Raw genomic sequence first — 21,534 nt, 5'->3', positions numbered from 1 at the left:
GCGGCGCCCACGGAACCGGTCGCTTTGCCGAGTGCGACCCGGCATGCATAATCGACTCAGTTCAAAAAATTGGGGTTTGATTATGCTCGACCGCGACGGCTTCAGGCCCAACGTCGGCATCATCCTGCTCAACCAGAAGAACCAGGTTTTCTGGGGCAAGCGCATCCGGACCCATTCCTGGCAGTTCCCGCAAGGCGGCATCGATCGCGGCGAGAATCCCGAGCAAGCCATGTTCCGGGAACTGCACGAAGAAGTCGGACTCCAGCCGGAGCACGTGCGCATCGTGGCCCGTACCCGCGACTGGTTGCGCTACGAGGTGCCAGACCGGTTCATCCGCCGTGATGCACGTGGGCACTACAAGGGCCAGAAACAGATCTGGTATCTGCTGCAGCTGATGGGGCACGACTGGGACCTGAACCTTCGCGCCACTGATCACCCCGAGTTCGACGCTTGGCGCTGGCACGATTACTGGGTCCCGCTCGATGTGGTGGTTGAATTCAAGCGCGGCGTCTACGAGATGGCGCTGACCGAACTGGCCCGCTACCTGCCCCGGCAAGACTTCCGCAACCGGTTCCTGCGCAGCAACGTGCGCGCTCGCGAATTCGAGCGCCATCCGCCAGGCACAGGCCATGAACCCAACTTCGAGCTGCCCCCCGGGGCCAGCTTCGATCCAAATCCCAATGCTCCTCATCCCGCGCCCGATCCGTCCTCGACCAACGACCCTCTTCATGCGCCGCGCTAGGCCCGTTCTCGTGCTCGCCCTTGCGGGCGCGCTTTCTGCCTGCGGGTCGCCGGCCAGAGACACGGACAACCCGGATTGGGCCCAGACCGGCATGCCGCCGCCGCCCAAGATCACAGCTCAGGCGGACGAGTGGAAGGAGGCCGACGTGCCGCCGCCTCCCCCCTTCAACGAGAGCCGGTTGATCCCCCTCGAGATGCCGGCCTATTCGTCGCTCAAGTTCGGCGTCGACCCGGCCACCCTCAGCGTGACGGGCGATGGCGTTGTCCGCTACGTGGTGGTGGCCAACAGCAAGGCGGGTGGCGGCACCAACGCCTTCTATGAAGGGATCCGCTGCGCCTCGGAAGAGGTCAAGCAGTACGCGCGCTACGGCGACGGGGCCTGGCAGCTCGCGAAGACACCGGAATGGAAGCGCATCGACGACCGCGGTTCGCGCTATGCCAAGGAGCTGGCGCTGCAGGGCGTCTGCCGCGGCCATGCACCGCGCGCCTCGGTACGAGAGATGGTCCAGCAGATGAAGAACCCGTTGCGCGAGCTCCCCTGAGACTTCAGCCGGGCGTCAGGACCATGTTGTCCCGGTGCACCATTTCCGGTTCGGCCGCGTAGCCCAGCAGGCGTTCGAACTCGGCAGAAGGCTTGCGGCACAAGAGCCGCGCCTCGGCGCTTGAATAGTTGGCGAGCCCCCGGGCCAGTTCGGCGCCGGCGCCATCCCTCACCGCGATCACATCGCCACGGGAGAACTCACCCTCGACGCCGGTCATGCCGATGGGCAGCAGGCTCTTGCCTTCGCCGCGTACCTTGGCCGCGGCGCCCGGATCGACAGTGACGGAGCCGCGCAGTTGAAGGTGATCTGCCATCCAGCGCTTGCGAGCCTGGTGCTTGGCGGTCTGCGCGACCAGCAGGGTGCCAATGGACTCCCCACGCGACAGGCGCAGCAGGGCATCGGGCTCGCGGCCCCAGGCGATGACGGTGGAAGCGCCAGAGCCTGCGGCACGCTTCGCGGCCAGGATCTTGGTGATCATGCCGCCACGGCCGATGCTGCTACCCGCCCCACCGGCCATGGCCTCCAGTGCGGGATCGCCTGCGGCGGCCTCGTCGACAAAGCGCGCATCGGGGTTCTTGCGCGGATCGGCGGTGTAGAGGCCCCTCTGGTCGGTGAGGATCACCAGCGCATCAGCCTCCACAAGGTTCGCGACCAGCGCACCCAAGGTGTCGTTGTCGCCGAACTTGATCTCGTCGTTGACCACCGTGTCGTTCTCATTGATGACCGGCACCACGCCGAGCGCGAGCAAGGTCACGAGCGTGGAGCGCGCGTTCAAGTAGCGCTCGCGATCGGCGAGGTCGGCATGGGTCAGCAGCACCTGGGCGCTGCCCAGGCCGTTCTCGCGCAGCTTGGTCTCGTAGATCTGGGCCAGGCCCATCTGGCCGACCGCCGCTGCGGCCTGCAGTTCGTGGACCTCGTGCGGTCGCGTGCGCCAGCCCAGGCGCTTCATGCCCTCGGCGATGGCCCCGCTAGACACCATCACGACCTCGCGGCCATCATGGACCAGGGCTGCGAGCTGGCGGCACCACTCGCCGATGGCCTGATCGTCGAGGCCACGGCCCTCGTTCGTGACGAGGCTGGATCCCACCTTGACGACGAGGCGGCGCGCATCGCGCAGAGCAGTGGAAGCGGTCATGGGCGTAGCAGTCATGTCAGGCAAAGCGCGGATCGATCTCGGTCGGCGGCTGCTCTGCGACCTGTTGCGCCTTGACGTGCTGATAGACCGCCTTTACCAGCGACTCGCAGCCCTCTCGGGTCAATGCGGAGATCTCGAACACGGGGCCCTTGAAACGCAGGCGCTTGACGAAGTCCTTCACCTTCGAGGCGCGCTCCTCGACCGGGATCATGTCCAGCTTATTGAGCACCAGCCAGCGCGGCTTCTCGTACAGCGCCGCATCGTATTTCTTGAGCTCGCCGACGATGGCCTTGGCCTGCGCGACAGGATCGGTCTCGTCGAAGGGAGCCAGATCCACCACATGCAGCAGCAACCGCGTGCGCTGCAGATGGCGCAGGAACTGGTGGCCCAGTCCGGCGCCTTCCGAGGCGCCCTCGATCAGTCCCGGCAGGTCGGCGACCACGAAGCTCTGCTCGGGTCCCACGCGCACCACGCCAAGATTGGGATGCAGCGTGGTGAAAGGGTAGTCGGCGATGCGAGGGCGCGCATTGGAAATGGCGCTGATGAGCGTGGACTTGCCCGCGTTGGGCATCCCCAACAGGCCGACGTCAGCCAGCACCTTCAGCTCGAGCTTGAGGCTCTTGCGCTCGCCGGGCCAGCCCGGCGTCTTCTGCCGCGGAGCGCGATTGATGGCGCTCTTGTAGCGCAGGTTGCCGAAACCGCCGTCGCCGCCCTTGGCAATGATGATCTTCTCGCCGGGCGTCAGCAGCTCGAACAACACCTCGCCGGTCTCGGCATCGCTGATGATGGTGCCCACCGGCATCTTGAGCGTGATGTCGTCGCCAGCGGCGCCGAACATGTCCGAGCCCATGCCATGCTGGCCGCGCCGGGCGTCGTGGCGGCGCGAAAAGCGGAAGTCCACCAGCGTATTGAGGTTGGGATCGGCCACCGCGAAGACATGGCCGCCGCGGCCGCCGTCGCCGCCGTCCGGCCCCCCGAATTCCTTGTACTTCTCATGGCGGAACGACACGCATCCGTTGCCGCCATCGCCGGCGGCGATGTCGATGAAGGCTTCGTCCACGAACTTCATGAGATGTCCAGTTTACAAATGAAGAAGCCCCGACAAAGCGGGGCTTCGAGCGGATCGAAGTGACGGGCTCAGGCCGGCGTCACGCTGACCGTGTGCTTGTTGAGCGCGCCCTTGGTGCCGAAGGACACGTGGCCGTCCACCAGCGCGAACAGCGTGTGGTCCTTGCCCACGCCGACGTTGGTGCCGGGGTGGAACTGCGTGCCGCGCTGGCGCACGATGATCGAGCCTGCGCTGATCAGCTCGCCGCCGAACGCCTTCACGCCGAGCATCTTGGGCTTGGAATCGCGCCCGTTTCGCGTAGAGCCGCCGCCTTTTTTCTGTGCCATGGTGTCAGCTCCTTAGCCGGCGATCGCGCCGATTTGCAGCTCCGTGAACTGCTGGCGATGGCCTTGACGTTTTTGATAGTGCTTGCGACGGCGCATCTTGAAGATGCGAACCTTGTCGTGCTTGCCATGCGACAGCACGGTGACCGTAACCGTTGCGCCGGACACCAGGGGCGTACCGATCTTGAGAGCGCTGCCGTCGCCGACTGCGAGCACCTGATCGATCACGATTTCCTGGCCTACGTCCGCAGCAATCTGTTCTACTTTAATTTTTTCGCCGGAAGCAACGCGATACTGCTTGCCGCCGGTTTTTATGACCGCGTACATGTAAACCTCTTGAGGAAGATGGCTCTACGGCGAATTCCGCAGAGCCCAAGATTCTAGCACGCGAGACGGTTCTCGGAACACACGCTCAGCCGTTGGGGCGCAGGGACCACCTGGCTCCCTATAATCTCGGCGTTCCGGCCCCGGCCGTCCGTTCTTCAAAGCAGCGCACGAGCGCCTTCGCCTTGTCAGCTCCCCCCCCCGATAACTCCCCCGCCGCCGCCGTGCTCAGCCTGATTGCCGAGGACATGGCCGGGGTCGATCTCGTGATCGCCCGCCGCCTCGACACCGGCGTCCCCCTGGTGCGACAGGTATCGCAATACATCATCTCGGCGGGTGGCAAGCGGCTGCGCCCGGCCCTGCTGCTGCTGATGGCAGGCGCGTTGGGCTATCAGGGCGAACAGCGATTCAACCTGGCCGCAGTCGTTGAATTCATTCACACCGCGACTTTGCTGCACGATGATGTCGTCGACGAATCCACACTGCGGCGTGGCCGTCCCACTGCCAACGAGTCCTTCGGCAATCCGGCCAGTGTGCTGGTGGGGGATTTCCTCTATTCCCGGGCCTTCCAGATGATGCTGGACGCCCACGACATCCGGGTCATGGAGATCCTGGCCGAGGCCACCAATGTGATCGCCGAGGGCGAGGTGCTGCAGCTGATGAACATGCACGACGCCTCGCTCGATGAAGACGCCTATCTCCGTGTGATCCGCTCGAAGACCGCCAAGCTGTTCGAGGCCAGCACTCGCCTGGCTGCGGTGCTGGCCGGCGTTGCACCGGAAAGGGAAGAAGCCTGCGCGGCCTACGGGCGAGCGCTCGGCACCGCCTTCCAGGTCATCGACGACGTGCTCGACTATGCCGGCGATGCCAGCGAAACCGGCAAGAACGTCGGAGACGACCTGCGTGAGGGCAAGACCACCCTGCCGCTGATCCTCGCCATGCAGCGCGGCACGCCGGCACAGCGCGACCTCATCCGCACCGCGATTGAAGCCGGCAACACCACCCAGTTGCCTCAGATCGTCGCCATCGTGCGAGAAACAGGCGCCCTGGACGCCACGCGCGCCGCCGCCGCTGCCGAAGCCCAGCGCGCGATCGATGCGCTGGCCGGTTTTCCGGCGAATTCGCACGCGTCGGGTTTGCTACAATTGGCAGCTCAGTTGCTTGAGCGGCGCGCCTGACACCTCACGACAGTGGGCCGAAAGGTCGATTTTTTTCTCGCAACCATCGGGGTGTAGCTTAGCCTGGTAGAGCGCTACGTTCGGGACGTAGAGGCCGGAGGTTCGAATCCTCTCACCCCGACCACATTGACTGTTGAATCCGCCATTCGGCGCGGAGTTCGGCAGAGTCGCAGCGGCGATTCGTCGACCCCCCGAGTTCCGCCCGCCGGCTGAATGGGGCGGATCCTGAAGAGCACCGCCATCTCTTCCATGGAGCGACCATGTGCCGGAACATCAAGACCTTGTTCAATTTCGAACCGCCCGCGGCGGATGAGGAAATACGCGCTGCGTCGCTGCAGTTCGTGCGCAAGCTCAGCGGCTTCAACAGCCCGTCAAAGCTCAATCAGGAGGCCTTCCAGCGCGCCGTTGAAGACGTCGCGAGCACAGCACGGAGGTTGATCGATTCACTGGTGACCACGGCCGATCCGCGCGACCGGGAGATCGAGGCCGAGCGCGCGCGCGCCAAGTCGGCAGACCGATTCGGACCCAAGCCGTACAAGCCCTTCTCTCCCGAATAACACGAGGAAAGCCGTCGCATGACCCAGCTTCTACCGGCGCTCGAAGCCGTTCAGAAAATTCTCGAGCCGCTGTTTCCCGGCCTCATGGGCGTTCGCCTCCTTACGATCGAGTCAGAGCGCGTGATTGCCGAGCTGTTCGTCCGTCCCGATCTCTGTACTGCCGGCGGCATCCTGCACGGCGGCGCCTACATGGCCTTCGCCGACACGCTCGGGGCAATCGGCACCGTGATCAACATGCCGCAGGGCAAGCGGACGACAACGACCGACTCCAGCACCAAGTTCATCGGCGGCGCGCGCGTGAACACCACGGTCACGGGCGAGAGCCTCGCCCTGCATCGGGGCCGGACCACCATGGTTTGGCAGACCACGATCCGGTCCGCGGAAGGCAAGCTGTGCGCCGTGGTCACGCAGACGCAACTGATACTGGACGCCTAGAGCTCACCGGCAGAAGGCTCCTCGTGCGCACGCTCATCGTCGGAACGGGCGGCCGCCAACAATGGCAGGGCCCAGCAGCGCCTCAACGCCGGTTCGGATTGTTCGGCCGGCTGTCGTAGCGGTTCGGAACGCCGTCATTGTCCCGATCGCGGTCATAGCGATTGGGCACGCCGTCGCGGTCACGGTCCGCGTAGCCCCCGCGGGGCGGGGACCGACCACTGTCGTACGGCACGGCCACGCAGCCGGCCAGGGCTGCGGTTGCAGCAATCAGCAGGGCGGCAAGTGTTTTCATCGGATCTCCTTGAACGGTCGATAGGTGCTCAAGATGCGCGGCGCGACGGGCGCCGGCAACCCGTGCGCAGACCCGTTTGCAAGTAGTCCCCCGCCGCATCCGCGTGCCCGGTCCGCATCCTGTGGCAAGCTGGCGGCCCCTATGCCGCGCACTCCAAAAGCCCTGCTGGCGCTCAGCCTGCTCGCCGCCTTGACGGGCCCGGCGCAAGCGCTGCCGCGCTTCGAAGATGTGAAGCGCGACTTTCGCCCTTCCGACGTGCGGGTGCTCGACCGGGATGGCGAGTTGCTCCAGCGCGTGCGCACCGATGCCACCGTACGCCGCGGCCGATGGACTGCATTGGCCGATATCTCTCCGGCCCTGCGCACCGCGATGCTGCTGAGCGAAGACAAGCGCTTCTACGAGCACAGCGGCGTCGACTGGCGCGCGGTCTCGGCCGCCGCCTGGGGCAACTTGTGGAACACGCGCACGCGCGGCGCCTCCACCATCACGATGCAGCTCGCTGGCCTGCTCGATGACGACCTGCGGCGCGGCAGCGGCGGGCGCGATCTGGCGCAGAAGCTCGGGCAGACGTTCGCGGCGCAGCAGCTCGAACGGCAATGGCGCAAGGACCAGATCCTCGAGGGCTATCTCAACACCGTGCCGTTCCGCGGCGAGATCGTCGGCATCGATGCGCTCTCTCGTACCCTCTTCGGCAAGGCGCCGCATGGGCTCGATGCGCGCGAGGCGGCGGTCGCGGCAGTGCTGGTGCGTGCCCCGAATGCGAAGGCCGCGGTAGTGGCGCAACGCGCCTGCGAGGTGATGCGCGCCATGGACGCGGGCGCCAAGGTGAATTGCGAGGCGCTCGACCTGTTCGCGAGCGCGGCATTGCAACGCAAGGCCTTCGAGGCGAGTGAAGGCATCGCGCCGCATCTGGCGCGGCGAGCGCTGAAAGAAGGCGACGGTCCGACGAGCGCCCTCACCCCCAACTTCTCTCGAAGGGAGAGGGAGCAAGGGGACATTCGCACCACCCTGCGAGCGCCGCTGCAACGCTTTGCGCTCACGACCCTGCAGCGTCACCTCAACGAACTGCGCGGCCGCAATGTCGAGGACGGCGCACTGGTGGTGCTCGACAACGCCAGCGGCGAGGTGCTCGCCTGGGTCGGCTCCTCCGGCGCGCTGAGCCGTGCGGCCGAGGTCGATGGCGTGGTGGCGCAGCGCCAGCCTGGATCCACGCTCAAGCCGCTGCTTTATGCACAGGCGATCGCCGAGCGAAGGCTCACCGCGGCCTCGCTGCTCGACGACTCCTCGGCGCAGATCAGCACGGCGGCCGGCCTCTACATCCCACAGAACTACGACCGCCATTTCAAGGGGCACGTCTCGGTTCGCACTGCGCTCGCGGCGTCGCTCAACGTGCCGGCGGTGCGTACCCTGGTGATGGTCTCGCCGGAAGCATTTGCACGCCAACTGCGAGCGGCGGGGCTCAGTCTGGCGCAGAACGGGGACTATTACGGGTACAGCCTGGCGCTGGGGAGCGCCGAGGTATCGCTGCTGGCGCTGGCGAATGGCTACCGGACGCTGGCGAACGGAGGAAGGTTCGGCGCGACGCGCATCCTGTTGGCGGCCCCGTCCTCACCCCCGCCTTCTCCGGCAAGCGGCCGAGGCGGCGAGCAGCACGCGATCGATCCGCGTGCCGCTTTCATCGTTGGCGACATCCTGAGCGACGCCAACGCTCGCGCGCCCACCTTCGGCCTCGACAGCGTGCTGGGCACACGCTTCTGGAGCGCGGTGAAGACCGGCACCAGCAAGGACATGCGCGACAACTGGGCGGTCGGCTGGTCGGAGCGCTACACGATCGGCGTGTGGGTGGGGAACGCGAGCGGCGCGCCGATGTGGGACGTGAGCGGCACCAGCGGCGCCGCGCCTATCTGGGCCGAGCTCATGGGCTTCCTCCACCGCCGCGAGCGCAGCCGTGCACCCGACGCGCCGCCGGGCCTGGTCCGCATGCGCGTGCGCTTCAGCGACGAGCTGGAAGCAGCGCGCGAGGAATGGTTCATCGCCGGCACCGAGCAGCCACGCTTCGAGCTGCCAGCCGAAGGTACGGACCCGGCGCCTCGCATCACCGCCCCCACAGACGGCACCATCATCGCGCTCGATCCCGACATCCCGCCGCGCCACCAGCGCGTGCGCTTCGAGGCGGAGGGCAGCGGCCTCGCGTGGCGCATCGACGGCAAGCCCTTCGCGCGCGGCGCGAGCGCCCAATGGCTGCCCTGGCCCGGCCGGCACGTGGTGGCGCTGCTCGATGCGCGCGGGCAGGTGGTCGATCAGGTCAGGCTCGAAGTGCGCGGCGCCGGCGTGAAGCGGGTGACGGCCAAGTAAATCGGCGCCCAGGAAGCAATGCCGTGCATTCCCATCGGCGGATAGCCCGGCCCCGAATTGAATTCCGCTCCCTGTTTCGGCATGGCGCTTCGAGCACGATTCACAGTCCTGTCATCGCCGCTTCCTAAGCTCATCGAGGTCAAACCACCTCTGAAGCCATGGCCACGAACATTCCCCCACGACGCGACTTCCTTCGCAAGACCGCAGGCGCCCTGGGCGCCGCTTCCGCGCTTACCGTGCTGCCGCCCTCGATCCGCCGCGCGCTGGCCGTCGAGGCGCAAGTCAAGTCCCGCTCCATCGAGGACGTCCAGCACATCGTCATCCTGATGCAGGAGAACCGCAGCTTCGACCACTACTTCGGCGCCATGCGCGGCGTGCGCGGCTTCGGCGACCGCTTCCCGATTCCGCTGGCGAGCGGCAAGTCGGTGTATTTCCAACCCAACCCCAGCGGCGGCGCGGAGATCCAGCCCTTTCGCCGCGATTCCAGGATCGGCAAAGCGCTGATCGGATCCGGCACGCCGCACAATTTTCCCGATCAGCAGGCCGCATGGAACCAGGGAAAGATGGATCGCTGGATTCAGTTCAAGAATCAGGCGACGATGGGCTATTACCTGCGTGACGACATTCCGTTCCAGTACGCGCTGGCAGATGCCTTCACGATTTGCGACGGATATCACTGTTCCGTCCTCACCGGCACCGACCCGAACCGCATCGTTTTCTGGTCGGGTTCCAACTTCAACCCGGAGTTGCGCAAGCAGGGCATCAACAGCACGCACGCTGATTCCGAGCCCGTCAATTCGCGCTGCTGGCCCAGCCCGTCCAACTGGGTCGCGGGCAGGGCTCAGCAGGCAGACGGGTCGGGTCAGGTAGACCCCGCAACGGGTGCCCACAACTACAAGTACGTCAACACCTCCTTCAAATGGGCCACGTTGCCGGATGTCCTGCAAAAGGCGGGCATCAGCTGGCACATCTACCAGAACATGAACAACAACTGGACGGGCGCCATGCACGGATGCCTTGCCTTTCAGAGTTTCCGCACTGCGCAGCCCGGTTCGCCGATCTACGAGCACGGCCTGACGGGCGGCCCCGCGTCGGCGGACGGCGCTGTCAATTTCCTCGCCCAGCTCAAGCAGGACGTGACCAACGACACCCTGCCGCAGGTCTCGTGGGTGCTGCCGACGCAGGCACTGGCCGAGCATCCCGGCAGCAGCGAAGGCACGGCCGGCGCGGCCGACTTCATCGCGGACGTGCTGAACGCGCTGACGTCCAATCCGAAAGTCTGGAGCAAGACGGTCCTGTTCGTGACCTTCGACGAGAACGACGGCTTCTTCGACCACCTGCCGATGCCAGCGGTGCCGTCGTATGACGCCAGCGGCAACCTGATGGGCAAGTCCACAGTGGCCCTGGACGGTGAATATTTCGATGCCTCGCTGGGCAACTACCTGAACGTCAATGACACCACGAGCGGCAAGATTCGCCCGTGGGGCCTGAGTTCGCGCGTCCCGATGTACGTGGTGTCGCCGTGGAGCAAGGGCGGCTGGGTCGACTCGCAGGTGTTCGACCACACCTCGGTAGGCATGTTCCTGGAGAAGCGCTTCGGCATCACGGTGGACGCCATCAGCCCGTGGCACCGCGCCGTCTGCGGCGACCTCACCTCCTGCTTCGACTTCGTCAGCCCGAACGATCCGGTTTTCCCCCAGTTGCCCGACACGAGCAACTTCCCTGCGATCAATGCGGCGCAGAGGCTGCTGCCCACGGCGCCGGTGACGACCGCGCCCGCCACGCCGCAGGCGCTGTTCCAGGAGATCGGGGTGCGCCCGTCGCGTGCACTCCCGTACGAGCTGCACACCAATGCGCGGGTGGAGTCGCGAGGCATGCTCTCGCTACTATTCGCCAACACCGGCAAGCAGGGCGCCGTGTTCCACGTCTACGACAAGCTGCACCTGGACCGCATTCCGCGCCGCTACACCGTGGAGCCCGGCAAGACGCTGAGCGACACCTGGAACACCGGCGCCTCCGACAGCGGCAAGTACGAGCTCTGGGTCTACGGCCCCAACGGCTTCGTGCGAACCTTCAAGGGCGACGCGCTGTTCCATGACACCGCTCACTTCAAGCCCGAGATCCAGGTCGGCCATCAGGCCCGCAGCGGCCAGCTCCACCTGAGGGTACGCAACAGCGGCAAGGAAGCCGGCAGCGTCACGATCACGTCCAATGCCTACCGTGACGATGGCCCGTGGTTGATGAAGAAGATCAAGCCCGGCGAGATCGACGACCAGCACTGGAACCTCGGGAAGAGCGGCGACTGGTACGACTTCACGGTCACGGCGGACAACTTCGAGCGCCGCTTCGCCGGCCGTATCGAGAGCGGCAGGCCGGGTGTCAGCGACCCCGCGATGGCGCTGCATCTGCAAGGCTGAAACGGAGAGGCAGGGGCTGCCGTCGCTTGCCGCACAATCCGGCGCTTGAGACCACTCGAGCATCCGGAGACCACGACATGACGACAAGCACCCTCGGCCTCATCGTGCCGCCCGCCGCAGGCCTCGTCCCGAACGACGGGCAGGCACTCTACGGCGGGTGCGACGTGCGCTTCATCGCGCGCGGCCTCGGCATCCCGGGCATCTCGCCTGAGGGCTTCGACACGGTGGTCGACCGCATCCTCGCACTCGCGGTCGAACTGCGCGACGCCGGTGCCCAGGCCGTCTCGCTGATGGGCACCTCGCTCAGCTTCTACCGCGGGCTCGAATTCACCAACGCGCTGCGCGATCGCATGCAGGAAGCCACCGGCCTGCCCTGCACCACCATGAGCCACGCCATCGTCGACAGCCTGCGCGCGCTCGGCATCCGGCGCGTTGCGGTCGCCACCGCCTACATCGACACGCTGAACCAACGGCTGGTGTCGTATCTCGCCAGTTGCGGCATCACGGTCACGCATATCGAAGGCCTGTCCATCACGGGCGTCGAAGCCGTCGGCCAGGTAACGGGCGAAACGCTGATGGCGCTGGCCGAGCGCACCGTGGCAGCCGACCGCTCGGCCCAGGGCTTGCTGATCTCCTGCGGCGGCCTGCTGACGCTGGACATCCACGTGCCACTTGAAAACAAGCTCGGCTTGCCCGTCACTTCGAGCTCGCCCGCCGGCTTCTGGGACCTGATGCGCGCAGCCGGCCTCGACCCCGCTTCGTCCGGCCACGGCCGCCTGTTCGCGCCCGAGACCGCGCTTGAACGAGCCGCTTGATCTCGCGACGCTGCGCGTGATCGTCGCGGCAGCGGAGCTCGGCTCCATCAGCGCCGCCGGCGACCGGCTGCAGCTTGCGGTGGCGGCCGCGAGCGCGCGCATCACGGCGCTGGAAGAAGCGCTCGGCCTGCGCGTCTTCGAGCGCTCCTCCCGTGGCGTGCGGCTCACGCCCGCGGGCCAGATGCTGGTGCGGCGCGGCCGCGAGATCCTGGTCGACATGGACCGGCTCTCGGTCGACCTGCACGACTACGCGAAGGGCCTGCAAGGCCACGTGCGGCTGGCGGCCAACACCTCGGCCATGCTGGAAGTACTGCCCGCCAAGCTCGACCGCATGGCGCGCGAGCATCCGCTGATCCGCATCGATGTCGTGGAGCACGGCAGCCTCGACATCCCGCTGATGCTGCTCGAGGGGCGCGCCGACCTCGGCATCGTGGACATGGCGCACGCGCCGCACGGCATCACGCTCACCGACTGCTTCTCCGACACGCTGGTGCTCGTGGTGCCGGCCGGCCACGCGCTGGCCGGCACCGCGCCGCTGGCGCTGGAGCAGGCACTCGACGAACAGTTCATTGCACTGCACGACGGCACCGCACTCTCCAGTCGGTTGATGCGCTCGGCCTCTCTGTCCGGCAAGGCGCTGAAGATCCGCATGCAGATGCGCAGCTTCGATGCTGTCTGCCGCATGGTCGCGGGCGGCCTGGGCGTCGCCGTGCTTCCGCTGCAGGCGGTGGGCCCGCAACTCGCCAGCCTGCCGCTGGCCACGGTGCCGCTCACGGACGCCTGGGCCGCGCGCACCCACCGCATCGCGCTGCGCAGCGGCGTGGAGCCCGCGCCGGCCACGCTGACGCTGATCGACTTCCTGCTGCGCTGACGGTGAGCCTGGGCAAACCCTGATTTCGTGCTTCGCGAAAGCGGGCTTCGCGCCGGATGCTTGTGAGGCTCGGGACGGCCTTCCTACACTGCGCCCCAACCAGGAGACACGCCCCCATGAAGATCACCCGCGTCGCGGCCACGCCCCTGCATCTGCCGGTTTCGGTGGAGGTCGCGGGGCGCAGCAAGACCACCTCGCTCTCCCTTTGCCTCGTCGACGTCGAGACCGACGAAGGCCTGGTCGGTACCGGCATGACCGCCATCACCGAGGAGGAGGTCATCGCCTCGGTGGTCAACGACATCGTCGCCCATGCGCTGGTCGGCATGGACCCGCTGCGGCACGAGCAGATCTGGGAGCGCCTCTATTGGCTGCTCACGCCCCGCGGCCAATCAGGCTATGCCAGCCATGCCATCGCCGCGCTCGACCTCGCGCTGTGGGACCTGAAAGGCAAGGCCCTGGGCCAGCCCTGCTGGCGCCTGCTGGGCGGCGCGCGCGCCGAGGTGCCGGTGTATGCCACCTTCGGCTTCGCCTTCTACGAGCGCGACGAGCTCGCCGCCGCGGCGCAGAGCTGGGTCGAGCGCGGCTTCAAGCGCCTGAAGATGACCGTGGGCCACCACGGCCTCGCGCGGCGCGACGAGCCGCGCCCGCTGGACACGCTCATCGCCGAGGACGTCCAGCGAATTCGCGCCGTGCGCGAGGCGGTGGGGCCCGAAGTGCAGATCTACATCGACGCCAACTGCAGCCTCGACTACTTCCACGCGCTCTCGCTGGCGCAGCGCATCGAGGAATACGGCATCAGCTTCTTCGAGGAGCCGGTCTCGCAGAACGACATTCCCAACCTGGTGAAGCTGCGCCACAAGACATCGATCCCGCTCGCCGCGGGGCAGAACGAAGGCCAGGCCAGCCGCTTCCGCGACATGCTGGTCGCGCAGGCCGTGGACGTGGTGCAGCCGAACGCCTGCATCACCGGCGGCTTCACGCAGTGCCTGCGGATTGCCGGCATGGCGCAAGCCTTCAACGCGCGCTTCGCCAACGGCGGCGCCTGGCCGCACCACAACATGCACCTGCACGCGGGGCTGGCCAACGGCTCGCTGGTCGAATACCACTCGGTGGCCGTCGACTGCTGCAAGCTGGTGTTCGATGATCTGCCGGTGCCGAGCGAAGGCGTGCTCGCGCTCCCCGAGAAGCCGGGCCTGGGCTTCGAGCCGAACCGCGAGCGCGTGGCCGAGCTGGCGAAGCGCCCAGGCTCGCGCGGCGTCGGCAAGGCCTGAACGCGCGCCAAACGCATCACACGAGTCCACACAAGATTTCCGGAGACAAGACGATGAAGCCATTCACCCCCCACCGCCGCGCGCTGCTCGCACTCGGCGCCGCCCTGCTGGCCGGGCACGCGAACCTCGCCTCGGCGCAAGGCACCTACCCCGATCGCCCTATCCGCCTGCTGGTGGGCTACTCCGCCGGCGGCGGCGTCGATGCAATGGCACGGCTGATCGCGCCGCGGCTGTCCGCCCTGCTTGGCCAACAGGTGGTGGTGGAGAACCGTGCGGGGGCTGCCGGAGTCATCGCCGGCGATGCGGTCGCCAAGGCCGCACCCGACGGCTACACGCTGCTGCTGGGCGACAGCTCGACGCTGATCGCCAAGTACATGCAGGCCAAGCTCACTTTCGATCCGATCAAGAGCTTCGTGCCGGTCGCGGGGCTGTTCAAGTCGCCGCTGCTGATCGTGGCCGGCAACGACTTTCCCGCCAGGAACCCGCGCGAGCTGGTGGCGGCCCTCAAGGCCAGGCCCGGCTTCTATTCCTTCGCCACCTCGGGCGTGGGCACGGTGCACCACCTGGGCTTCGAGATGCTGAAGGGACAGTCGGGCACCTTCGCGCTGCACATCCCCTACCGCGGTGCCGCGCAGATCGTGCCCGACGTGATCAGCGGCCAAGTGCCGCTGGGCGTGGTCAGCGCGACCGCCGGCCTGGCGCAGGCCAAGGGCGGCAAGCTGCGGGCGCTGGCGATGATGAGCAACGACAAGCTCCCGGGCGCTGAAGACGTTGCCGCGCTATCGACCGCCGTGCCCGGCGTGGACGTGGCGCCGAGGCTCTTCCTGCTGGCGCCCGCTGGTACACCCGCTGCGGTCGTCGACAAGCTGGGCGAAGCGGCACGCACCGCCATGGGCGCACCCGACCTGCCCCAGGCCGCCGCGCTGCAGGGCGCGGTACCGGACTTCATGCCTTCAGCGCAATTGGCCACGGCGATCGCGCAGGAGTCGGCGCGCTGGGGCAAGCTGATCAGCGAACAGAAGATCAGCTCGCAGTAGCAAGCCGGATGAGCGTCATCACCTGCATCGAGGACCTGCGCGTCCTCGCGAGGAAGCGCGTGCCGCGCATGTTCTACGACTACGTGGACTCCGGCTCCTGGACCGAAAGCACCTACCGCGCCAACGCCGCCGACTTCGACCGCCTCAAGCTGCGCCAGCGCGTGGCAGTGAACATCGAGCAGCGCAGCACGCGCACGACGATGGCGGGCACCGAGGTTGCCATGCCGGTGGCCATCGCGCCCACCGGCATGACGGGCATGCAGCATGCCGACGGCGAAATCCTGGCGGCCAGGGCTGCCGAGAAGTTCGGCATCCCCTTCACGCTCTCGACCATGAGCATCTGCTCGATCGAGGACATCGCGGCCGCAACGAGCACGCCGTTCTGGTTCCAGCTCTACGTGATGCGCGACCGCGACTTCATGGCACGCCTGATCGATCGCGCCAAGGCCGCGAACTGCTCGGCCCTGGTGCTGACGCTGGACCTGCAGATCATCGGCCAGCGCCACAAGGACCTGCGCAATGGCCTGTCGGTGCCGCCCAGGCCGACGCTTGCCAACCTCGGCAACATGGCCACCAAGCCGCGCTGGTGCATGGGCATGCTGGGCACGAAGCGGCGCAACTTCGGCAACGTCTTCGGCCATGTGAAGGGCATCGAGACCATGCGCTCGCTATCGGAGTGGACCAACAAGCAGTTCGATCCGACGCTCTCATGGGCGGACGTCGACTGGATCCGCCGGCGCTGGGGCGCAAGGCTGATCCTCAAGGGCATCCAGGACGTGGAGGACGCGAGGTTGGCCGTCGACTCGGGCGCCGATGCGCTGATCGTCTCCAACCACGGCGGGCGCCAGCTCGACGGCGCGCCCTCGTCCATCTCGGCGCTGCCCGGGATCGCCGAAGCCGTGGGCCACCGCATCGAGGTGCACATGGATGGCGGCATCCGCAGCGGCCAGGACGTGCTGAAGGCGCGCGCACTCGGCGCCAGGGGCGTCTACATCGGCCGCTCGATGCTTTACGGCCTGGGCGCAATGGGGGAGTCGGGCGTCACGCGGGCGCTGCAGATCATCCACCGTGAGCTGGACCTCACGATGGCGTTCTGCGGGCACACCGATATCGAGAAGGTGGATGCGGGGGTGCTGCTGGGGTAGAGCAGCAACAGGCGTGCCGGGTGGATGCACCCCGATAATCGAGGACCCCAGCGCATCCCCACAAGGAGACCCCGAGTGCCCGACCTTTCCCGGATCACCTGCATCGAAGACCTGCGAGTGATCGCCCAGTCGCGCGTGCCGCGCATGTTCTACGACTACGCCGACTCCGGCGCGTGGACCGAGGGCACCTACCGTGCGAACGAGGCCGACTTCCAGAAGATCAAGCTGCGCCAGCGCGTGGCCGTGAACATGGAAGGCCGCTCCACACGCACGACCATGGTGGGCCACGAGGTGGCGATGCCGGTGGCCATCGCGCCCACCGGCCTCACGGGCATGCAGCATGCCGACGGCGAGATCCTGGGCGCGCGAGCGGCCAAGGCCTTCGGCATTCCGTTCACGCTGTCGACCATGAGCATCTGCTCGCTGGAGGACATTGCCGAGAACACCGACCGCCATCCATTCTGGTTCCAGCTGTACGTGATGCGCGACCGCGACTTCATCGAGCGGCTGATCGAGCGCGCCAAGGCCGCCAACGTCTCGGCGCTGCAGCTGACGCTGGACCTCCAGATCCTCGGCCAGCGGCACAAGGACATCAAGAACGGACTGACGGCGCCGCCCAAGCCGACGCTCAAGAACCTCATCGATCTCGCGACCAAGCCGCGCTGGTGCCTGGGCATGCTGGGCACGAAGCGCCGCACCTTCGGCAACATCGCCGGCCATGCCAAGGGGGTGAAGGACCTGTCGTCGCTGTCGTCGTGGACGGCCGAACAGTTCGACCCGACCTTGAGCTGGGCCGATGTTGAATGGATCAAGAAGCTCTGGGGCGGACCGCTGATTCTCAAGGGCATCCTGGACGTGGAAGATGCACGGCTGGCGGCTTCAAGCGGTGCCGATGCGCTGATCGTCTCGAACCACGGCGGGCGCCAGCTCGACGGCGCACCCTCCTCGATCGAGGCGCTGCCGGCCATCGCCGAGGCAGTCGGCACGGAGATCGAGGTCTGGATGGACGGCGGCATTCGCAGCGGGCAGGACGTGCTGAAGGCGCGGGCGCTCGGGGCGCGCGGCACGTTGATCGGGCGCAGCTTTCTCTACGCCCTCGGCGCGTTCGGCGAGGCCGGCGTGACTCGCGCGTTGCAGATCCTCCAGCGAGAGCTCGACCTCACGATGGCCTTCTGCGGACGCACGCAGATCGACGAAGTGGATTCGAGCATCCTGCTGCCGGGCACTTTCTGATACAGCCTTGTTCCATTCGGGCGAGCCTGGATGAGGCGTCGGCCGACAGCGCGTCTGCACGCTGCCGCGCAGAATCGATCGGGCCATCACAACACTCAAGGCGAAATCATGAGTGCAGCCACGCCCGCTTCCAGCCCAGCCCAGCAGCCTGCAACGCACTACACCGCCGAGGAAAAGCGCCGCAGGGTCTTCGCCATCGTCGGTGCTTCCTCGGGCAACCTGGTCGAGTGGTTCGACTTCTACGTCTACGCTTTCTCGGCGCTCTACTTCGCCTCCTCGTTCTTTCCCAAATCCAACCCCACTGTTCAGCTGCTCAACACCGCGGGCGTGTTCGCAGCCGGCTTTCTGATGCGGCCGATCGGCGGCTGGCTGTTCGGCCGCATCGCCGACCGCAAGGGCCGCAAGACATCGCTGGTGATCTCGGTCACCATGATGTGCGCCGGCTCGCTGGCCATCGCCTGCCTGCCGACCTACGACAGCATCGGTGCCTGGGCGCCCACGCTGCTGCTGGTCGCGCGGCTCTTTCAGGGCCTTTCGGTGGGCGGCGAGTACGGCACCACCGCCACCTACATGAGCGAGGTGGCGCTCAAGGGCCAGCGTGGCTTCTTCTCGTCGTTCCAGTACGTCACGCTGATCGGGGGGCAGCTGCTCGCGGTGCTGGTGATCGTGGTGCTGGAGCAATTGCTGAGCGAGGCGGAGCTCAGGGCCTGGGGCTGGCGCATTCCCTTCGTGATCGGCGCGATCACCGCCGTCGTCGCGATGCAGCTGCGCCGCCAGCTGCACGAGACCTCCAGTTCCGAGAGCCGCGAGAACAAGGAAGCCGGCACGCTCGCGGGCCTGTTCCGCCACCACAAGGCGGCCTTCTTCACGGTGCTGGGCTTCACCGCCGGCGGCTCGCTGATCTTCTATACCTTCACGACCTACATGCAGAAGTACCTGGTCAACACGGTGGGCCTGCCGATCAAGACGACCAGCTACGTGATGACCTGCGCCCTGTTCGTCTACATGTGCATGCAGCCGGTCTTCGGCGCGCTGTCGGACCGCATCGGGCGGCGCAACAACATGCTGCTCTTCGGCGCGCTCGGGGCGCTCGCGACGGTGCCCATCCTCATGACGCTCCAGCGCGTGACGAGCCCGGTCGCGGCCTTCGCGCTCATCATCCTGGCGCTGGCCGTGGTGAGCTTCTACACCTCGATCAGCGGCATCGTGAAAGCCGAGATGTTCCCGCAGGAGGTGCGCGCCCTCGGCGTGGGGCTGGCCTATGCGGTGGCCAATGCGATCTTCGGCGGCTCGGCCGAGTACGTCGCCCTGGGGCTCAAGGCGCTGGGGCACGAGTCGGCCTTCTTCTGGTATGTCACGGTGATGATGGTGATCGCCTTCCTGGTGAGCTTGCGGCTGCCGCGGCAGGCGAGCTACCTGCATCACGAGCATTGAATCGCGGTCGACACCCGGCGGGAACACGAACTCCTGCCCAGCTTGCCAGCAAGAAGTAGGAATTCACGCTTGGCTGGTTGCGCCTCGCGCCGACACGGTTGCGCATGTCGTGTTCTAGCTTCGCAGGCAAACGTCGCACTCTTTTCCAAGGACTCCTATGCCGCAAGATGAAGCCTCGTCACAAGCCGAAAGCATCGATGTCAGTTCCTCGAGTGCGCTGGAAGATCTTGCCAGGCGATTCGATGCGACCCCTCAGCAGATCCGGGAAGCGGTCAAGGCCGTTGGAAGCCGGGTCGCTGACGTGGAGCTTCACCTGAAGGGCACGCGCAGCTCGAGCAACGAACAACGCGTGGACGGTAAGCCTTGAAGTCCTAGTCCCCGAGCAGCTCCCCGATCGGCTGCAGGTCCTCCACCCTGTCGCAGACGGCCTTCACCACCATCATGATCGGGATGCCCAGCAGCAGGCCCCAGATGCCCCAGATCCACCCCCAGAAGATCACGCCCACGAACACCGCCACCGGGTTCATGCGGCTCGTGCGGCTGGTGAGCCAGGGCACCAGCAAGTTGCCCACCAGCGTATGGATGAGCAGCGAGGTGCCGCCGACCAGCAGCGTCATCTCGATGCTGTTGAACTGCAGGAATGACACCAGGCCGGCCGCGGCCATCACGATCACCGAGCCGATGTAGGGAATGAGGTTGGTCACCGCGGCGAGGATGCCCCATACGGCCGCGTTCTCCAACCCGATGGCCCAGAAGGCGAGGCCGGTGGCGAGGCCGACCATCGCACTGGTGAGGATCTGCACCAGCAGGTAGCGCTCGATGTTCTGGGTGATGTCGTCGAGCACGTGCACGGTGATCTTTTTCTTCTGCAAGCTGGGTCCGGTGATCTTCACCAGCTTGCGCCTGAAGGTGTCGCCCGAGCCGAGCGCGAAATAGGTCAGGAAGGCGACCAGCGTGAGCTGCCCGGCGGCAGCGATCAGCCCCACCGTGCCGCTCCACAGGTAGTCCCGCACGTTGAAGGCCGGCCGCTCGACGACCACGCGCGACACGCCTTTGCGCGCGGCGACCTTGGCCGAGTTCTCCTCGGCCGCCTGCTCGATCTGGGCAGCAGCCTTCTGCACGGTGTCGAGCGCGCTCGTGTCGGTGCTCCGGCCGCTGCGCAAGGCCGTGCGCAGCTTCTGCGTCGCGACGGGCAGCGTATCGAGCAGCTCGGAGGCGCTGCCGGAGAGCGAATAGCCGGTCCAGCCCAGGCCGCCGAGGAGCCCGAGCAGGATCACGGCGGCACTGATCCAGCGCGAGATCCTCCAGCGCTGGAACAGATCGACCAGCGGCGCGAGCGCATAGGTCAGCAGCAGGCTCAGCATCAGCGGAACGAACACGGACTTGGCCCAGTGAAGCGTGAACACCACGGCGAGCACGCACAGCATCACCAGCGCTGCGCTGCGCACGTCGACCGGCATGTGCAGCAGTACGCGCTCCACCTCCGCCTCGGCGGATTCGGCTGCTGCCGCAACGGTCCGCTCCTGCTCGGCCGACAGCGGCGGCGGTGGCGGCGGTGGCGGCGGCTCGGCCGGCGCCTCTGCGGTCTTCGGTGCAACTTCGTCGTTCATCGCGGATCCTTCAGCGCTTCGCGCACGGCGGCCAACTGGCGGCGCGACACCACCACCGGCTCGGGAATACCGTCGATGCGCAGTGCCCAGCCCTCGGCGTCCTCGCCGTCGTCGTACTTGTGGAGCGCGCGGATCGACTGGCGCGCCACCAGCGCGTTGCGGTGCACGCGCACGAAGCGCGCCGGGTAGCGCTCCTCGAACTCGGCGAGCGACCCGTCGTAGATGTGGCTGCGCGCCGCGGTGCGCACCGTGAGGTACTTGTACTCGGATTTGAGATAGAGCACGTCGGACATCAGGACACGCTCGGTACGGCCGCGGTCCTGGATCAGCAGCACCTCCTGCGGCACGTCGGCCATGGGGCCGCGCCGCTCCCGCAGCGAGCGCGCTGCCTTCTGCAGCGCCTGCTGCAGCCGGTCGGCCCGCACCGGCTTGGTGAGGTAGTCGACGGCCTCGAGCTCGAAGGCCGTGACGGCGTGGACGGCATGCGCGGTGACGAACACCACTGCCGGCGCGCCGGCGCGCTGTCGCAGGCTGCGTGCCAGCTCGATGCCGTCCATGCCCGGCATGTGGATGTCGAGCAGCACCAGATCGAAGTCCCCGGTGAGCAGTTGCGCCTGGGCGTCGGCACCATTGGCCGCCTCGCCCACGACCTCGGCCGCCGGCGCGCGGCAATCGGCCAGCAGCGTGCGCAGCCGCGACCGGGCCAGCGTTTCGTCGTCGACGATGAGGGTGCGAAGAACATGCATATGT

The 21,534-nt window shown here is 66.9% G+C and carries 22 protein-coding genes and 1 tRNA gene; 16 read left to right on the top strand and 7 right to left on the bottom strand.

All coding sequences use genetic code 11. The annotated features are described in order from the left end of the window. Positions 1 to 82: 82 nt before the first annotated feature. Positions 83 to 742 carry an RNA pyrophosphohydrolase gene (locus G3W89_RS06775; RefSeq protein WP_162577359.1) on the top strand — a complete coding sequence of 220 codons (660 nt, stop codon included), beginning with the start codon at positions 83 to 85 and terminating at the stop codon, positions 740 to 742. Further along, complete coding sequence (locus tag G3W89_RS06770) at positions 729 to 1,283, top strand: CNP1-like family protein (RefSeq protein WP_232076373.1); 555 nt, start codon at positions 729 to 731, stop codon at positions 1,281 to 1,283. The genes G3W89_RS06775 and G3W89_RS06770 overlap by 14 nt, the downstream gene beginning before the upstream one ends. 4 nt (positions 1,284 to 1,287) lie before the next feature. On the opposite strand, the gene proB is transcribed toward G3W89_RS06770, so the two are convergent. The 4 genes from proB to rplU all read right to left on the bottom strand — a co-directional run bounded on the left by proB (position 1,288) and on the right by rplU (position 4,137). Beyond that, positions 1,288 to 2,433: a glutamate 5-kinase gene (gene proB, locus G3W89_RS06765; protein WP_443083153.1), complete on the bottom strand. Its 1,146-nt coding sequence runs from the start codon at positions 2,431 to 2,433 to the stop codon at positions 1,288 to 1,290. Between the two features lies 1 nt (position 2,434). Next, positions 2,435 to 3,487, bottom strand: a complete 1,053-nt coding sequence (gene cgtA / locus G3W89_RS06760; RefSeq protein ID WP_162573367.1) for an Obg family GTPase CgtA — start codon at positions 3,485 to 3,487, stop codon at positions 2,435 to 2,437. Between the two features lie 68 nt (positions 3,488 to 3,555). Beyond that, positions 3,556 to 3,813 (bottom strand): 50S ribosomal protein L27, encoded by a 258-nt coding sequence (gene rpmA, locus G3W89_RS06755; protein WP_068680025.1) that lies wholly within the window; start codon positions 3,811 to 3,813, stop codon positions 3,556 to 3,558. A 12-nt stretch (positions 3,814 to 3,825) separates the two neighbouring features. Then, on the bottom strand, positions 3,826 to 4,137 hold the full coding sequence (gene rplU / locus G3W89_RS06750) for a 50S ribosomal protein L21 (protein ID WP_068680024.1): 312 nt from the start codon (positions 4,135 to 4,137) through the stop codon (positions 3,826 to 3,828). A gap of 245 nt (positions 4,138 to 4,382) precedes the next feature. Between rplU and G3W89_RS06745 the strand changes: the two genes are divergently transcribed. The 4 genes from G3W89_RS06745 to G3W89_RS06730 all read left to right on the top strand — a co-directional run bounded on the left by G3W89_RS06745 (position 4,383) and on the right by G3W89_RS06730 (position 6,304). Continuing rightward, positions 4,383 to 5,312, top strand: coding sequence for a polyprenyl synthetase family protein (locus G3W89_RS06745; protein WP_162577358.1), 930 nt, complete (start codon positions 4,383 to 4,385; stop codon positions 5,310 to 5,312). Between the two features lie 47 nt (positions 5,313 to 5,359). After that, positions 5,360 to 5,436: transfer RNA gene (locus G3W89_RS06740), tRNA-Pro, on the top strand. Between the two features lie 136 nt (positions 5,437 to 5,572). Beyond that, positions 5,573 to 5,869: a DUF2277 domain-containing protein gene (locus tag G3W89_RS06735; protein WP_162573366.1), complete on the top strand. Its 297-nt coding sequence runs from the start codon at positions 5,573 to 5,575 to the stop codon at positions 5,867 to 5,869. An 18-nt stretch (positions 5,870 to 5,887) separates the two neighbouring features. After that, the gene (locus G3W89_RS06730) at positions 5,888 to 6,304 is read left to right on the top strand and encodes a PaaI family thioesterase (protein WP_162573365.1); all 417 of its coding nucleotides are present in this window, start codon (positions 5,888 to 5,890) and stop codon (positions 6,302 to 6,304) included. Between the two features lie 82 nt (positions 6,305 to 6,386). Here the strand turns inward: G3W89_RS06730 and G3W89_RS06725 are convergent, their stop codons facing one another. Continuing rightward, positions 6,387 to 6,596 (bottom strand): hypothetical protein, encoded by a 210-nt coding sequence (locus tag G3W89_RS06725; RefSeq protein WP_162573364.1) that lies wholly within the window; start codon positions 6,594 to 6,596, stop codon positions 6,387 to 6,389. Between the two features lie 141 nt (positions 6,597 to 6,737). Between G3W89_RS06725 and pbpC the strand changes: the two genes are divergently transcribed. The 10 genes from pbpC to G3W89_RS06675 all read left to right on the top strand — a co-directional run bounded on the left by pbpC (position 6,738) and on the right by G3W89_RS06675 (position 19,541). After that, the gene (gene pbpC / locus G3W89_RS06720) at positions 6,738 to 8,951 is read left to right on the top strand and encodes a penicillin-binding protein 1C (RefSeq protein WP_162573363.1); all 2,214 of its coding nucleotides are present in this window, start codon (positions 6,738 to 6,740) and stop codon (positions 8,949 to 8,951) included. A gap of 158 nt (positions 8,952 to 9,109) precedes the next feature. Beyond that, entirely contained in the window at positions 9,110 to 11,368 is a 2,259-nt protein-coding gene (locus tag G3W89_RS06715) for a phosphocholine-specific phospholipase C (RefSeq protein ID WP_162573362.1), read from the top strand. 77 nt (positions 11,369 to 11,445) lie between these two features. Continuing rightward, positions 11,446 to 12,183 (top strand): aspartate/glutamate racemase family protein, encoded by a 738-nt coding sequence (locus tag G3W89_RS06710; protein ID WP_162573361.1) that lies wholly within the window; start codon positions 11,446 to 11,448, stop codon positions 12,181 to 12,183. Further along, positions 12,167 to 13,054, top strand: a complete 888-nt coding sequence (locus G3W89_RS06705) for a LysR substrate-binding domain-containing protein (protein WP_162573360.1) — start codon at positions 12,167 to 12,169, stop codon at positions 13,052 to 13,054. Before G3W89_RS06710 ends, G3W89_RS06705 begins: the two co-directional genes overlap by 17 nt. 116 nt (positions 13,055 to 13,170) lie before the next feature. After that, positions 13,171 to 14,325, top strand: a complete 1,155-nt coding sequence (locus G3W89_RS06700; RefSeq protein WP_162573359.1) for a mandelate racemase/muconate lactonizing enzyme family protein — start codon at positions 13,171 to 13,173, stop codon at positions 14,323 to 14,325. A gap of 53 nt (positions 14,326 to 14,378) precedes the next feature. Further along, complete coding sequence (locus G3W89_RS06695) at positions 14,379 to 15,362, top strand: Bug family tripartite tricarboxylate transporter substrate binding protein (protein WP_162573358.1); 984 nt, start codon at positions 14,379 to 14,381, stop codon at positions 15,360 to 15,362. An 8-nt stretch (positions 15,363 to 15,370) separates the two neighbouring features. Next, complete coding sequence (locus tag G3W89_RS06690; RefSeq protein ID WP_162573357.1) at positions 15,371 to 16,507, top strand: alpha-hydroxy acid oxidase; 1,137 nt, start codon at positions 15,371 to 15,373, stop codon at positions 16,505 to 16,507. 75 nt (positions 16,508 to 16,582) lie between these two features. Beyond that, positions 16,583 to 17,740 carry an alpha-hydroxy acid oxidase gene (locus tag G3W89_RS06685; protein ID WP_162573356.1) on the top strand — a complete coding sequence of 386 codons (1,158 nt, stop codon included), beginning with the start codon at positions 16,583 to 16,585 and terminating at the stop codon, positions 17,738 to 17,740. Positions 17,741 to 17,848: 108 nt separating this feature from the next. Then, on the top strand, positions 17,849 to 19,174 hold the full coding sequence (locus G3W89_RS06680) for an MFS family transporter (RefSeq protein WP_162573355.1): 1,326 nt from the start codon (positions 17,849 to 17,851) through the stop codon (positions 19,172 to 19,174). Positions 19,175 to 19,331: 157 nt separating this feature from the next. Beyond that, positions 19,332 to 19,541 (top strand): DUF3606 domain-containing protein, encoded by a 210-nt coding sequence (locus tag G3W89_RS06675; protein WP_162573354.1) that lies wholly within the window; start codon positions 19,332 to 19,334, stop codon positions 19,539 to 19,541. A 4-nt stretch (positions 19,542 to 19,545) separates the two neighbouring features. On the opposite strand, the gene G3W89_RS06670 is transcribed toward G3W89_RS06675, so the two are convergent. Together G3W89_RS06670 and G3W89_RS06665 are read right to left on the bottom strand one after the other, a co-directional pair. After that, positions 19,546 to 20,784, bottom strand: coding sequence for an AI-2E family transporter (locus G3W89_RS06670; protein ID WP_162573353.1), 1,239 nt, complete (start codon positions 20,782 to 20,784; stop codon positions 19,546 to 19,548). After that, positions 20,781 to 21,530, bottom strand: a complete 750-nt coding sequence (locus tag G3W89_RS06665; protein ID WP_162573352.1) for a LytR/AlgR family response regulator transcription factor — start codon at positions 21,528 to 21,530, stop codon at positions 20,781 to 20,783. The genes G3W89_RS06670 and G3W89_RS06665 overlap by 4 nt, the downstream gene beginning before the upstream one ends. Positions 21,531 to 21,534 lie beyond the last annotated feature (4 nt).

The organism is Variovorax sp. PBL-H6, from assembly GCF_901827155.1.
Classification (GTDB): domain Bacteria; phylum Pseudomonadota; class Gammaproteobacteria; order Burkholderiales; family Burkholderiaceae_C; genus Variovorax.
This window is presented reverse-complemented; position numbering and strand designations above follow the sequence as displayed.